Source organism: Streptomyces tibetensis, from assembly GCF_007655005.1.
In the GTDB taxonomy this organism is placed as follows: Bacteria; Actinomycetota; Actinomycetes; order Streptomycetales; family Streptomycetaceae; genus Streptomyces; species Streptomyces tibetensis.
Window position 1 is genome coordinate 293579 of sequence record NZ_SZVW01000003.1, and the last position, 12275, is coordinate 305853.

Sequence of the window (12275 nt, forward strand, 5' to 3'; positions counted from 1 at the left end):
TGTGAAGCAGGACCGACCGGCGAGGAGTTGAACGACCATGCAGTGTCCGAAGTGCCGTGCGCCGATGCACACGTACAACCGCAACGGTGTCCAGATCGAGCAGTGCAGCGGCTGCCGCGGGATCTTTCTCGACTACGGCGAGCTGGAGTCGCTGACGCGGCTGGAGGCCCAGTGGTCCCAGCCCGCCCCGCCGCCTCCGGCCGCCCCGCAGGCCTACCCCGCCCCGCCGGCTCCCGCCTGGGGCGCCCCGCACGGCGGCCACGGCCATCACGGTCATCACGGCCACCACCGCAGCAAGAGCTTCGGTCACATGCTGTTCTCGTCCTGACACACGTCCAAGGACGGCGTCGCGAGACGCAAGGAGCCCCCGGCCGCGAACGGCCGGGGGCTCCTGTGTGATGTGGACGATACTGGGATTGAACCAGTGACCTCTTCCGTGTCAGGGAAGCGCTCTCCCGCTGAGCTAATCGTCCTCGGGGCCATGCGCACGGACTGTGTCCGTACGCGGGCACTGCGTGCGCGATACTGGGATTGAACCAGTGACCTCTTGCTGCGCTAATCGCGCCTCTCCCGCTGAGCTAATCGTCCTCGGGGCCATGCGCACGGACTGTGTCCGTACGCGGGCACTGCGTGCGCGATACTGGGATTGAACCAGTGACCTCTTCCGTGTCAGGGAAGCGCTCTCCCGCTGAGCTAATCGCGCGGGTGGGATCGTGAGAGATCCAGTGGACGATACTGGGATTGAACCAGTGACCTCTTCCGTGTCAGGGAAGCGCTCTCCCGCTGCGCTAATCGCGCGGGTGGGCTCGTGATAGATCCAGTGGACGATACTGGGATTGAACCAGTGCCCTCTTCCGTGTCAGGGAGGCGCTCTCCCGCTGAGATAATCGTCCTCGGGGCCATGCGCACGGACTGGGTCCGTACGCGGGCGCTGCGTGCGCGATACTGGGATTGAACCAGTGACCTCTTCCGTGTCAGGGAAGCGCTCTCCCGCTGAGCTAATCGTCCTTGGAGGTGGAGACGGGATTTGAACCCGTGTAGACGGCTTTGCAGGCCGTTGCCTCGCCTCTCGGCCACTCCACCAGGAGTGTAGGGGACCGGGAGTCCCCCTCTTCCTTCGAGCGGACGACGAGGTTCGAACTCGCGACCTCAACCTTGGCAAGGTTGCGCTCTACCAACTGAGCTACGTCCGCCTGTCGTTTCGGTCCGCTCTCGCGGCCCGGCGACGTGTTGAACTCTAGCGGATTCCCGGGCCAGTACAAAAACGCGTTTGTGCAGCGTGCTGCGCTTCCCCTGCTCAAGGACGTCACAGGGGCGCCCGACGGGACATCCCCCGGCCACCCGCGAGACACCCGCCATAGACTCGACTGCGTGCTCGACCTCCCTCCTCTCGCCCGCTTCGGCGACCGTGTCGCCACCGGGCTCCTCGACGTCACCGACGACCCCGAAGCCCTGGAGTCCAGCGGTTTCTGGGCCGTCTGCGCCGACTTCGAGGGCCGGCTGACCTGCGCACGCTTCGCGCAGATCCGGACCGCGGACGTGCCCGCCCCGGTGCCGGGCGCATGGCACGGACCGGCGGCCGGTGACTGGACGTCCTCGCTCGACCGCGCTGCGTACACGGCCGCCGTGCGGCGGATCCGCGACCACATCGCGGCCGGCGAGGTCTACCAGGCGAACCTGTGCCGGGTGCTGTCGGCGCCCGTCCCGCCCGGCGCCGACGTGGACGCCCTCACGGCACTGCTCGCCCGCGGCAACCCGGCACCGTATGCGGGAACGATTCGCCTGCCCGGGCACGGCGTGGAGATCGCCACCGCCTCCCCCGAACTGTTCCTGCGCCGCGACGGCCGGACCGTCGAGTCCGGGCCGATCAAGGGCACCGGCAGGACGGAGGCGGACCTGCTGGAGAAGGACTACGCCGAGAACGTGATGATCGTGGACCTCGTCCGCAACGACATCGGGCGGGTGTGCGCCACGGGCAGTGTGACGGTGCCCGACCTGTGCGCCGTCGAGAAGCACCCGGGGCTGGTCCACCTCGTCTCGACGGTCCGAGGCGAGCTGGGCCACGGGGCGGGCTGGGCCGAGCTGATCGGCGCCGCCTTCCCTCCCGGCTCGGTCACCGGCGCGCCCAAGTCCAGCGCGCTGCGGATCATCGACGCCCTGGAGACGGGGCCCAGGGGGCCGTACTGCGGCGGGATCGGGTGGGTCGACGCCGACCGGGGGGTCGGAGAGCTGGCCGTCGGCATCCGTACGTTCTGGATCGACCGGGCCGAGGGCGTGCTGCGCTTCGGCACCGGTGCCGGCATCACCTGGGGCTCCGACCCCGAGGGGGAGTGGCGGGAGACCGAGCTGAAAGCGTCCCGGCTGCTCGCGATAGCGTCGGGAGAGTATGAGGTGAGTGGAGAGGACCTGCGGGAGGACCTGACGTGAAGATCTGGCTCGACGGCGCACTGCAGGACATCGAGTCCGCCCGCGTCTCCGTCTTGGACCACGGCCTGACCGTGGGCGACGGCATCTTCGAGACGGTGAAGGCCGTACACGGCCGGCCGTTCGCCCTCACCCGGCACCTCGACCGGCTGACCCGGTCCGCCCGCGGCCTGGGACTGCCGGACCCGGACCACGACGAGGTGCGCCGAGCCTGCGCCGCGGTCCTCGACGCCAACCCCGTGCCGCTCGGCCGTCTGCGCATCACCTACACCGGCGGCCACGGCCCCCTCGGCTCCGACCGCGGCGATCACGGCCCGACCCTCGTCGTCGCCCTCGGCGGGACGACCCGCCGCCCCGACTCCACCGCCGTGATCACCGTGCCCTGGACCCGCAACGAGCGCGGCGCCCTCACCGGCCTGAAGACCACCTCGTACGCCGAGAACGTCGTCGCTCTGGCCCGGGCCCGCGAACAGGGCGCCTCCGAGGCCCTGTTCGCCAACACGGTGGGACAGCTGTGCGAGGGCACCGGGTCGAACGTCTTCGTCGTCCTCGACGGCGAGATCCACACTCCGCCGCTCGCCTCGGGCTGCCTCGCGGGCATCACCCGCGCGCTGGCGGCCGAATGGACCGGCGCGAAGGAGACCGACCTGCCGCTGGACGCCCTGGAGCGGGCCGAGGAGATCTTCCTGACGTCCACCCTGCGGGACGTGCAGGCCGTGCACCGCGTCGACGGCCGTGAGCTGCCCGGCGCGCCCGGCCCGGTGACCGCCAAGGCCATGCGGATCTTCGAGGAGCGGGCCGGGAACGACCTCGACCCCTGACAGCCCCCGGAAATTCGGCTGAACAGGGCCGTGGTTGCGGGTAGAACACCCCTGATGACCACGACCCTGCGGCCGACCGAGCCGCTTCAGCAGAACGCCGACGGGACGCGCTCACGCCGCTACCAGGTATGCGTGAACAGCCGTCCCGTGGGGGCGATACACCTCGGCACGCATCCCGTGTTCGGCGGGGCGGTGGCCCGGATCATGAAGCTGCACATCGACGAACCGGACCGCAGGCGGGGCCGCGGCACGGTCGCCGCGCTCGCCGCGGAGGAGGTGGCGCGCGGCTGGGGGTGCCGCCGCATCGAGGCGGTGGTCCCCGCCACGTCCGAGGCGGGCCTGAGGCTCGCCACGGCGCTCGGCTACGTCGTCCGCAACCGCGGCATGGAGAAGCAGCTCGGCGACACCCCGCCGGAGCTGCCCGAAGGCACCCGCGCCCGGCCCATGACCGAGGCGGAGTTCGGCCCTTGGCTGGAGAAGGGCAAGGAGGACTACGCGCGCAGCTGGATCGAGCGGGGCGTCCCGGAGGCCGAGGCCAGGGCCAAGTCGGAGCGCGACCACGCCACCCTGCTGCCCGACGGCCTCGCCACCCCCGGCATGCTGATCAGCGTCGTCGAGCACCTGGGGACACCGGTGGGCACGCTGTGGCTGGCGGTGCGCGCGGACAACGCGTTCGTCTTCGACGTGGAGACCGACGCCGCCCACCGCGGAAAGGGCCACGGCCGCACCCTGATGCTGCTGGCCGAGGCCCAGACGATCGCGGAGGGCAGGCGTGCCCTCGGTCTCAACGTCTTCTCCGGCAACACCCCGGCCGAGCGGCTCTACGCCTCGCTCGGCTACGAGACCGAGCAGTACGCCATGTACAAACCGCTGCTCTAGCGGCCCGGGAGCCGGGAGCGGGGCGAGGGAGTCAGTGTTCCTGCCCGGCCAGCAGCCGGTCCGCGATCTCCTCGATCCGCTCGCGCAGCCCCTCCTGGCTCTTGCCGCCGTCGAGCCGCTCACCGCCGATGACGTACGTCGGGGTGCCGGTCACGCCGATCGCCTTGCCCTCGGCCTGGTCGGCGTCCACGATCAGGATGTGCCGGCCGTCGACCAGCGCGGTGTCGAACTCCTCGGCGTCCAGGTCCAGTTCGCGGGCCACCTCGACCAGGAAGGGTTCGCCCTCACGGGCCAGCTCCTCGACCCGCCCCAGCAGGGCCTCCGTGTACGGCCATCCCCGGCCCTGCTCCCACGCCTCCTCCGCTGCCTGGGCGGCGGCGAAGGCGTGCTTGTTCTTCTCCAGCGGGAAGTGCCGCAGCCGCAGTTCCAGACGCTCGCCATAGCGGGCGCGCAGGGCACGGAGATCGTCCAGCGCGGTACGGCAGTCCGGGCACTGGAGGTCGCACCAGACCTCGAGGACGGGGGTGGCGGAACGGTCGGAGGAGGAGTCGCTCATACCGACAGTCTTCCAGCAGGTGCGACCGGGAGCGCAGCCCGCATCGGCACCTGCGGAGGAGGAGACCCGGAGATGTCCCTGATGTCGGGCCCGGAGCATGGCCCGCCGGGGTGCGGCGGGTGCAGGATGGAAGGGACGAAGCGTTCCGACCCGACCGTGCCACGCCTGGAGGACCGGATGATTGCCGAGACCGTCTGCTCCGCCGTGTCCGCGGCAGGCCTGGGCATCGCGGTCGTGACGGCGTACCGCAAGCGTTACCTCACCGCGGTCCGTGTCGCGGCCTACTCCCTCGTCCCGATCGGCCTGGTGATGACGGGGGTCGTCGAGTGGCTGGCCGACACCGCGTTCAGCCCGACGGCCTGGGCCGGGTTCGGGGTGCTCGGCGTCGCGTGGGTGCTCTTCATGACCACACGAGCCGTGGAGCGCCGCCGCGGCGGCACCCGCAAGGAGCGCAGGGCCGCGGCCCGGGCGGCCGAGCGGCCCGACGCGGTGGCACCCGCCTCGGCACCGTCACTGGGGCAGAGCTCCCGCCCCGCGTCCCGCCCCGCGTCCCGGCCCGCGTCGGCGTCCCGCGGCGAGGACGACTTCAGCGACATCGAGGCCATCCTCAAGAAGCACGGCATATGACGGCCGCCCCCGCCCGCCGCTGAATCGTCACAGTGAGTCCGCCGACGCGCGGAAGTGATCACAACCCGAACGGGACCTCGCGGAATCGGCGCACTCCCGCACGGAACGAGTGCGTTGATCGCGTTCGGCGGGGCGACTGCGTCATCATCGCCGCGAGATGCTGGACACGACGAAACAGAGCGACCCCGCACCGCCGCAGGACGAGCCATGTCCGCCGCGGGACGAGCCCTTTCTCCCGCAGGACGAGCCACGTCCCCGGCAGGACGAGCCGCGCGGTTGCCTCTTCGCCCTCTCCCAGCCACCGCTGATGATCTTCCTTGCGGTGATCGGGAGCCTGCTGCTCATGGCCTCGTTGCACGATCTGCTGTTGCTGTGAGCCTGACCCGCGGTGCCCGGCGTCACCCGCCGGGGCCGCGTCGGCATCGACGGCCTGCGCAGGGGCCGCGTCGGCATCGACCACGTCCGCGGTCTCCGGCCCGGCGACGGCTGTCAGCCCGCGGCCTCCTTGCGGCGCGCGCGATATGCGGCCACGTGCAGGCGGTTTCCGCAGGTGCGGCTGTCGCAGTAGCGCCGCGAGCGGTTGCGGGACAGGTCGACGAAGGCGCGCCGGCAGTCGGGCGCCTCACAGCGCCGCAGCCGCTCCTGCTCCCCGGCGACCACGAAGAACGCCAGCGCCATCCCGCAGTCGGCGGCCAGGTGATCGGCGACGGAGGCACCGGGGGCGAAGTAGTGCACATGCCAGTCGTAGCCGTCGTGGTCCGTGAGCCGGGGGGTGGTGCCGGCGGCCGCGACGAGGTCGTTGATCTGCCCGGCGGCGGTCCGGGCGTCGGGGGCGGCGAAGACGGCGGCGAAGCGTGCGCGGATCTTGCGCACGGCGGAGAGGTCGAAGTCCGAGAGCACCCCGACATCGCTGATCTCGTGGTTGTGCACGAAGTCCGTGAGGGTCGCCACGTCCGGCAGCCCGTCCGCCGCCGTGTCGTCCTCCGGTGCGGTGTTCACCAGATCGACCACGGTGTCGAGGGCGCACCGGGTGTCGTGGGTGATCAGCACGATTCGCTCCCTGGCCTGAGGGTCGGGCGGGCGCCCGCCGATGCTGGCCGATGGTAACGGCTCCGCCACCGCCGGACCCTCCAGATGCCCGCACATGGCTTCGAATACAACGCCGCAGGGCCCACGGAGGTTCCCGAGGGCCGCAGGGCCCGCGGGGTTCCCGAGCGGTCGGCAGCGGATGTGAGCGAGCGGGGGAGGGGAGCGCACGCGAACCGGCGCCGGACCGCGTGAGCCGCGGTATCGGCGCCGGTGTCATCCCGTATGCGGTGGTCCGAGCCCGAGCCGTCTCCCCGAGTGGACGGCGCCGGGCGGCTTTGTGGGGGCCTCGCCCTAGCTTTCCGCCAGGATGTGCGAGAGCTCCTGGTCGAGGTCGAAGTGCCGGTGTTCCGTGCCGGGCGGCACGGCGGCGTCGGTCCGCTTCAGGAAGGACTCCAGGGCCCGTGCCGGGGCCTCCAGCAGGGCCTCGCCCTCCGGCGAGCTCAGGGCGATGCACACGACGCCCTGGCCGTGACTGCGCGACGGCCAGACGCGGACGTCGCCGGTGCCCGTAGGGCGGTGAAGTCCCTCGGCGAGGAGGTCGCGGGCGAACACCCACTCGACGGTTTCCTCGGCTCCGGTGTGGAAGGTGGCGTGCACGGCGTAGGGGTCGGCCGTGTCGTACCGCAGGCCTGCGGGGACAGGCAGGGAGGACTCGCTCGACACAACGAGGCGCAGGTGCAGCTCGCAGCTGACCGTGGTGTTCATAAGCGCCAGGGCCTTTCGCTCAGTGTGCGCTCGGGGATTCGCACGTCGGCGAAATCGACATGCCACCTACGGTGCCGTTGTAAACCCCTCTGAGTGTTTTGCGTGCCTTTACGTAACTCTTCCGGCCGAGGGATCGTTCGCGTCGTGCGTCCATTCCGGTGACTGGTTTCGCTCGGGTAGTGTTCGGCCGTATGAATACGGGGAGTGACGAGCCGGGCGAGGTGGCCGTGGCATCGGACGGGACGGGGCCGGGCGGGCACGGCGAGCAGGACCGCGGGCTCGGCTCGCGAGCGCCGGAATTCATCAAGGCGCGCCGGGCGCTGCACGTGAGCTGGCAGGTCGGTGTTTTCATCATCGGGCTCGCGGTCGTGGTGGCCGGCATCATCATGCTGCCGCTTCCCGGACCGGGCTGGGTCGTGATCTTCGGCGGCATGGCGATCTGGGCGACGGAGTTCGTCTGGGCCCAGCTGGTGCTCCGCTGGACCAAGCGGAAAGTCACCGAGGCGGCCCAGCGTGCCCTCGACCCCGAGGTGCGGCGCCGCAACATCATCCTGACATCGGTCGGGCTGGTGATCGTGGGCGTCCTGGTCGGTGTCTACCTGTGGAAGTTCGGCATCGTCATGCCGTGGAAGATCAAGGACCAGTGAGCGTCACAGGCACCCCCTGACATGGGGTAATGTTCTTCCTGCGCCCGGGCGATTAGCTCAGTGGGAGAGCGCTTCGTTCACACCGAAGAGGTCACTGGTTCGAACCCAGTATCGCCCACCCGGACCGGCAGCCCACCTGTGATCACGCAGGTGGGCTGCCGTCGTCGTATCTGCCGGAGCATCGTCGGGCCTCCTGGCGCGGGCGGGAGGCCGTAGTCGCGAGAGCGCTGACGAAAGGCTTGCGCGAGGCGGGCAGCGCCGTCCGGCGGTGTGGCCGGAACACCGCCCCCGCCGATCGGGCGCATGGCCGGAAAGGGCCCCCGTCCCGCACCCTCCGTCCGAGGAGCCCGACGTCGCTTTTCGGTCGCGCCCGAACGCGGCCCGGCTCGCCCCTCTGCGTTCGGCGCCTCGGCCACATCGTCGTCACCAGCGAGGTAGCCCGACCCGGCCCACGGCCCCGCCTCCGGGGCCCGGCCCGTCACCCACCGCCTCGGTAAGAAATTCTTGTCCGAATCATTGACGCACTCTCAGCCCCTCCGTACCTTGTGCCAGCAAGCGCTTACTTGAAACGATTCATGCGAGCGGGACGACGTGCGGGGAGGTCCAACCGTGGTGAACGGCAGGAATGTTGAGAGACGTACGATCCTGAAGGCGGCCGGAGCCACGGCAGCCACGCTGGGGCTGGCCGCCACGACCGGCTGCGGTGGTGACGGAGGGACCTCCGCGGACGGGACGGTGACGATCCGTTACGCGTGGTGGGGTGCGGAGGACCGCGCCGAGCGAATCAACAAGACGATCGCGCTCTTCGAGAAGAAGTACCCGAAGATCAAGGTGAAAACGGACTTCCAGCCTTATCTCGACTTCTGGAAGAAGTTCAACACCCAGGCCTCCGGCGGCAATCCGCCGGACGTGTTCCAGAATGCGATCGGCTTCCTCCGGAAATACGACGCGAAGAACGTGCTGCTCGATCTGAGCGAGCAGGCCAAGGCCGGCAACCTCCGGATGGACGGATTCCGCGCGGGCCTCGAGAAGTTCGGCGAGGTCGACGGCAAGCTGCTCGGCGTTCCGGTCGGTTCGAACTCCATGGCCCTGGTCATCGACAAGCCCGTCTACACGCGAGCCGGGGTGAAGCCGGAGCAGGGCTGGACCTGGGACGACTACCACGCGGCGATGAAGACGATCCGTGACAAGACGGGGCGTGCCGGTGACACCGGCCCATACAACATCATGTACCTCTACGACCTCTACCTGCGCCAGAACGGCAAGGCGTTCTTCACCGAGGACGCGCTCGGCTTCACCGAGGCGGATCTGACGGACTGGTGGACGAAGGCCGAGGAAGGCGTCGAGGACGGCAGCTACGCCAACCAGAAGAAGGTCGCCCAGATCAAGCCCAAGTCGGCGGTCGCCGGGGAGATCTCCGGCGGTGAGTTCACCTGGGACAACTTCACCGTCCGCTACACCTCCGAGGGCAAGAGCGAGTACGGCCTGGCCCCCATCCCGACCACGGACGGCAAGAAGACCGGCCAGTACCTCGGCTCCCTCATGCTGAGCGCCTCCAAGCGCACCCAGCACCCCAAGGAAGTCGCCCAGTTCATCGACTTCATGGTGCACGACCCCGAGGTCGCCAAGATCATGGGCTACGACCGTGGCGTGCCCGCGACGCAAGCGCAGTACGACGCGTACAAGCCGACCGACGAGGTCAACAAGGCGATCGCCGCCTACGAGGAGTCCCTCGTCAAGGCGGGCGTCCTGGAGCCCATCACCCCGCACCCGAACGGCGCGGACGTCTGTGAGGCCGCCTTCCTGCGCATCGGCGAGGAACTCGGCCTGGGCAAGCGTTCGGTGGCCGAGGCCGTCAAGCAGTTCTTCACCGAGTCGAAGACGGCTCTCAGCACCTGATGGGAACCACCGTGACACACGCCCCTGCGATGGAGGGCCTGTCCCAGGACTCCGAGCCGCGGCACGGTCCGGTGAAGCCCGAGCGCCCCGCCGCCCTCAAGCGGCGGCGGCGCCGGGAGAACCTGGCCGGCTATCTCTTCATGTCCCCGTGGATCGCCGGGTTCCTGCTGCTCACCGCGGGCCCGATGATCGCCTCGCTCTACTACGCCTTCACCGACTACAACCTCTTCGACGCCCCCAAGTGGATCGGTCTCGACAACTTCTCGGAGATGTTCGGCGATCCGCGATGGCGCCACTCGGTGCAGGTGACGCTCTGGTACGTCGCCGTGGGCACGCCGCTCAAGCTGATCGCCGCCCTCGGCGTGGCGCTGCTGCTCGCCCAGAGCCGGCGCGGGCAGGCCTTCTACCGGGCCGCCTTCTACGCGCCGTCGCTCATCGGTGCGAGCGTCTCCGTCGCGATCGTCTGGAAGGCGATCTTCTCGGACGACGCGATCGTCGACCGTACGCAAAAGCTCTTCGGTATCGACGTCGGCGGCTGGACCGGCGACCCGGACATGATCATCTACAGCCTGGTGGCGCTCACCGTCTGGCAGTTCGGTGCCCCCATGGTCATCTTCCTGGCCGGTCTCAAGCAGGTCCCGCGCGAGCTCTACGAGGCGGCCGAGGTCGACGGGGCCGGCAAGCTGCGGCGGTTCTGGAACATCACGCTGCCGATGATCTCCCCGGTCCTCTTCTTCAACGTCCTGCTGGAGACGATCCACTCCTTCCAGATCTTCAGCTCGGCGTACATCGTCGGCGGCGGTGCCGGTGGCAACGCCTGCGGACCGGCCGACGGGTCGATGGTCTACACCTGCTACCTCTACGTCCAGGGCTTCGAGAACAGCCGCATGGGTCTGGCCTCCGCGATGGCCTGGCTCCTGCTGATCGCGGTCGCCCTGGTGACGGCGGTGCTGTTCTGGTCCCAGAAACGCTGGGTGCACTACGAGGAGGGCGCCCGATGAGCGCGCAGGCCACCACCGACGTCAAGTCGTCCGGCTCGGGGGCGCTCCGGCACAAGCTGCCCGGCTCCCTCGCCTGGCACCTCGGGTCCCTGCTGGTCCTCGCCGTGATCCTGTACCCGGTGGTCTGGGTCGTCGGCGGGTCCTTCAAGAAGAGCGAGGACATCGTCGGCAGCCTGGACCTTCTGCCGAGCGACCCCGTCGTCGCCAACTACAAGAGCCTGGCCGACGGCATCGCCGACATCTCCGTCTCCACGTTCTTCTACAACTCGCTCTTCCTCGCGGTCGGTTCCGTCATCGGCATCCTGGTGTCCTGCTCGCTGACGGCGTACGCCTTCTCCAGGATCCGGTTCGCAGGCCGCAATCTGCTGTTCACGCTGATGATCGGCACGCTCCTGCTGCCGTACCACGTGCTGCTGATCCCGCAGTACGTGCTGTTCCGCAACATGGAGCTGATCAACACCTACACGCCGCTGCTGCTCGGGAAGTACCTGGCCACCGAGGCGTTCTTCGTCTTCCTGATGGTGCAGTTCATGCGCAACATGCCCAAGGAGCTGGACGAGGCGGCCCGGCTCGACGGCTGCGGGCACTTCCGGATCTACTGGTCGATCGTGCTGCCGCTGAGCCGGCCGGCCCTGATCACCAGTGCGATCTTCACGTTCATCAACTCCTGGAACGACTTCATGGGCCCGCTGATCTACCTCAACGAGCCCGACAAGTACACGGTCTCGCTCGGTCTGAAGATGTTCGTCGACCAGGAGGGACTGGCCAACTACGGCGGCATGATCGCCATGTCACTGGTCGCGCTGCTGCCGGTGCTCGCCTTCTTCCTGGCCTTCCAGCGCTATCTGATCGACGGTATGGCCACGTCGGGTCTGAAGGGCTGAGGCGGGCATGACCGGGAGACGGGTGAAGGCACGCGGGGAGTCGGCACTGGCCATGGGGGCGTCCCCTGCTCGAGCGGAGTCGAGAGCTTGGGGAAGGTTCGCGGTGTTCGCCGAGTGCCTGCTGACCGGTGTGTGGATCGCGGTGGCCTCTCTGGGAGTGGTCACCTACCCCGCCGCGTTCGCGGCCGGGGCGCGGCACCTGCGGCGCTGTACCGCCCATGAGGGCGGTGGCCGCCGGGAGTTCGTCGCCGACTTCCGCACCGCCCTGCGCGGCGGGTGGCTCGCCGGGCTCGCCGGGTGGGCGGCGGTGGCCGCGGTCTGGGTGGACGTGCAGGCGGCCAGGGCGGGGATTCCCGGCGGGCCGCTCGTCGGGGCCCTCGGTGTCGTGGCGCTGATCGGGCTCGTCGTGGCGGGGCTGCGTGCGGCGGCGGTCTGGGAGCCGGGCGCACGCTGGCGGACGCTCCTCGCGCACGCCGGGCGCCGTACGGTGCTCGACCCGGCCGGGTCCTTCCTGATCGTCGGCGGGCTGGCCGTGGTGGCCGTGTCCGCCTGGTTCGCCGCGCCCCTGGCGCTCCCCGTCCTCGGGGCCGTGGCGGCGGCGGCCGTCGCCGTGGAGGAGCGGTACCGGCACCGCTGAACGGCGGTGCCCCCCATGTTCCAGGTCGGCGCCTCGGCGCCGCACCTCACTCTGTCATGCCCCTGACCACGTACGCGTTCGCTTCCCGCACGGACAAGGAAAGGCA

Annotated in this window: 14 protein-coding genes and 7 tRNA genes; 12 read left to right on the plus strand and 9 right to left on the minus strand. The window is 69.7% G+C overall.

The genetic code is table 11. From position 1 onward, the window contains the following. The first annotated feature begins 37 nt into the window (after nucleotides 1-37). Nucleotides 38-328: a TFIIB-type zinc ribbon-containing protein gene (locus FDO69_RS06215; RefSeq protein ID WP_104778735.1), complete on the plus strand. Its 291-nt coding sequence runs from the start codon at nucleotides 38-40 to the stop codon at nucleotides 326-328. 73 nt (nucleotides 329-401) lie between these two features. Here the strand turns inward: FDO69_RS06215 and FDO69_RS06220 are convergent. The 6 genes from FDO69_RS06220 to FDO69_RS06250 all read right to left on the minus strand — a co-directional run bounded on the left by FDO69_RS06220 (nucleotide 402) and on the right by FDO69_RS06250 (nucleotide 1193). After that, a tRNA-Val gene (locus FDO69_RS06220) sits at nucleotides 402-473 on the minus strand. 158 nt (nucleotides 474-631) lie between these two features. Continuing rightward, nucleotides 632-703, minus strand: a tRNA-Val gene (locus FDO69_RS06225). A 23-nt stretch (nucleotides 704-726) separates the two neighbouring features. Continuing rightward, nucleotides 727-795, minus strand: a tRNA-Val gene (locus FDO69_RS06230). 26 nt (nucleotides 796-821) lie between these two features. Further along, a tRNA-Val gene (locus FDO69_RS06235) sits at nucleotides 822-893 on the minus strand. 116 nt (nucleotides 894-1009) lie between these two features. Continuing rightward, nucleotides 1010-1083, minus strand: a tRNA-Cys gene (locus FDO69_RS06245). Between the two features lie 37 nt (nucleotides 1084-1120). Next, a tRNA-Gly gene (locus FDO69_RS06250) sits at nucleotides 1121-1193 on the minus strand. A gap of 178 nt (nucleotides 1194-1371) precedes the next feature. On the opposite strand from FDO69_RS06250, the gene FDO69_RS06255 reads away from it, so the two are divergent. From FDO69_RS06255 to FDO69_RS06265, 3 genes are read left to right on the plus strand one after another with little or no spacing between them, the layout of a single operon-like run. Beyond that, entirely contained in the window at nucleotides 1372-2427 is a 1056-nt protein-coding gene (locus FDO69_RS06255) for a chorismate-binding protein (RefSeq protein ID WP_104778736.1), read from the plus strand. Next, the gene (locus FDO69_RS06260) at nucleotides 2424-3245 is read left to right on the plus strand and encodes an aminotransferase class IV (RefSeq protein WP_104778737.1); all 822 of its coding nucleotides are present in this window, start codon (nucleotides 2424-2426) and stop codon (nucleotides 3243-3245) included. The genes FDO69_RS06255 and FDO69_RS06260 overlap by 4 nt, the downstream gene beginning before the upstream one ends. Before the next feature lie 54 nt (nucleotides 3246-3299). Beyond that, entirely contained in the window at nucleotides 3300-4124 is an 825-nt protein-coding gene (locus FDO69_RS06265) for a GNAT family N-acetyltransferase (protein ID WP_104778738.1), read from the plus strand. 31 nt (nucleotides 4125-4155) lie between these two features. Here FDO69_RS06265 and FDO69_RS06270 read toward each other — a convergent pair whose 3' ends face one another. Beyond that, complete coding sequence (locus tag FDO69_RS06270; RefSeq protein ID WP_104778739.1) at nucleotides 4156-4680, minus strand: DsbA family protein; 525 nt, start codon at nucleotides 4678-4680, stop codon at nucleotides 4156-4158. A 177-nt stretch (nucleotides 4681-4857) separates the two neighbouring features. On the opposite strand from FDO69_RS06270, the gene FDO69_RS06275 reads away from it, so the two are divergent. Beyond that, nucleotides 4858-5307, plus strand: a complete 450-nt coding sequence (locus FDO69_RS06275) for a hypothetical protein (protein ID WP_104778907.1) — start codon at nucleotides 4858-4860, stop codon at nucleotides 5305-5307. Nucleotides 5308-5464: 157 nt separating this feature from the next. After that, the gene (locus tag FDO69_RS06280; RefSeq protein ID WP_104778740.1) at nucleotides 5465-5683 is read left to right on the plus strand and encodes a hypothetical protein; all 219 of its coding nucleotides are present in this window, start codon (nucleotides 5465-5467) and stop codon (nucleotides 5681-5683) included. Nucleotides 5684-5796: 113 nt separating this feature from the next. Here FDO69_RS06280 and FDO69_RS06285 read toward each other — a convergent pair whose 3' ends face one another. Both FDO69_RS06285 and FDO69_RS06290 read right to left on the minus strand, forming a co-directional pair. Continuing rightward, a complete protein-coding gene (locus FDO69_RS06285) occupies nucleotides 5797-6357 on the minus strand; it encodes a CGNR zinc finger domain-containing protein (RefSeq protein WP_104778741.1) in 561 nt (186 codons plus the stop codon). A gap of 330 nt (nucleotides 6358-6687) precedes the next feature. After that, on the minus strand, nucleotides 6688-7101 hold the full coding sequence (locus FDO69_RS06290; protein WP_004002642.1) for an SsgA family sporulation/cell division regulator: 414 nt from the start codon (nucleotides 7099-7101) through the stop codon (nucleotides 6688-6690). Nucleotides 7102-7292: 191 nt separating this feature from the next. Between FDO69_RS06290 and FDO69_RS06295 the strand changes: the two genes are divergently transcribed. From FDO69_RS06295 to FDO69_RS06320, 6 genes are all read left to right on the plus strand, one after another. Then, nucleotides 7293-7748 carry a TIGR02611 family protein gene (locus FDO69_RS06295; RefSeq protein WP_104778742.1) on the plus strand — a complete coding sequence of 152 codons (456 nt, stop codon included), beginning with the start codon at nucleotides 7293-7295 and terminating at the stop codon, nucleotides 7746-7748. A gap of 46 nt (nucleotides 7749-7794) precedes the next feature. After that, a tRNA-Val gene (locus tag FDO69_RS06300) sits at nucleotides 7795-7866 on the plus strand. 491 nt (nucleotides 7867-8357) lie between these two features. Then, nucleotides 8358-9647, plus strand: a complete 1290-nt coding sequence (locus FDO69_RS06305) for an ABC transporter substrate-binding protein (RefSeq protein ID WP_104778743.1) — start codon at nucleotides 8358-8360, stop codon at nucleotides 9645-9647. After that, entirely contained in the window at nucleotides 9647-10648 is a 1002-nt protein-coding gene (locus FDO69_RS06310) for a carbohydrate ABC transporter permease (protein ID WP_167526532.1), read from the plus strand. Before FDO69_RS06305 ends, FDO69_RS06310 begins: the two co-directional genes overlap by 1 nt. Next, on the plus strand, nucleotides 10645-11532 hold the full coding sequence (locus FDO69_RS06315) for a carbohydrate ABC transporter permease (RefSeq protein ID WP_104778744.1): 888 nt from the start codon (nucleotides 10645-10647) through the stop codon (nucleotides 11530-11532). The genes FDO69_RS06310 and FDO69_RS06315 overlap by 4 nt, the downstream gene beginning before the upstream one ends. A 52-nt stretch (nucleotides 11533-11584) precedes the next feature. After that, nucleotides 11585-12169 (plus strand): hypothetical protein, encoded by a 585-nt coding sequence (locus FDO69_RS06320; protein WP_104778909.1) that lies wholly within the window; start codon nucleotides 11585-11587, stop codon nucleotides 12167-12169. The last annotated feature ends 106 nt before the right edge of the window (nucleotides 12170-12275 follow it).

Bases quoted from the DNA above. Each gene is read 5' to 3' on its own strand.
- FDO69_RS06215 (WP_104778735.1), top strand. From the start codon at position 38: ATGCAGTGTCCGAAGTGCCGTGCGCCGATGCACACGTACAACCGCAAC.
- FDO69_RS06265 (WP_104778738.1), top strand. From the start codon at position 3,300: ATGACCACGACCCTGCGGCCGACCGAGCCGCTTCAGCAGAACGCCGAC.
- FDO69_RS06270 (WP_104778739.1), bottom strand. From the start codon at position 4,680: ATGAGCGACTCCTCCTCCGACCGTTCCGCCACCCCCGTCCTCGAGGTC.
- FDO69_RS06275 (WP_104778907.1), top strand. From the start codon at position 4,858: ATGATTGCCGAGACCGTCTGCTCCGCCGTGTCCGCGGCAGGCCTGGGC.
- FDO69_RS06280 (WP_104778740.1), top strand. From the start codon at position 5,465: ATGCTGGACACGACGAAACAGAGCGACCCCGCACCGCCGCAGGACGAG.
- FDO69_RS06290 (WP_004002642.1), bottom strand. From the start codon at position 7,101: ATGAACACCACGGTCAGCTGCGAGCTGCACCTGCGCCTCGTTGTGTCG.
- FDO69_RS06295 (WP_104778742.1), top strand. From the start codon at position 7,293: ATGAATACGGGGAGTGACGAGCCGGGCGAGGTGGCCGTGGCATCGGAC.
- FDO69_RS06310 (WP_167526532.1), top strand. From the start codon at position 9,647: ATGGGAACCACCGTGACACACGCCCCTGCGATGGAGGGCCTGTCCCAG.
- FDO69_RS06315 (WP_104778744.1), top strand. From the start codon at position 10,645: ATGAGCGCGCAGGCCACCACCGACGTCAAGTCGTCCGGCTCGGGGGCG.
- FDO69_RS06320 (WP_104778909.1), top strand. From the start codon at position 11,585: ATGGGGGCGTCCCCTGCTCGAGCGGAGTCGAGAGCTTGGGGAAGGTTC.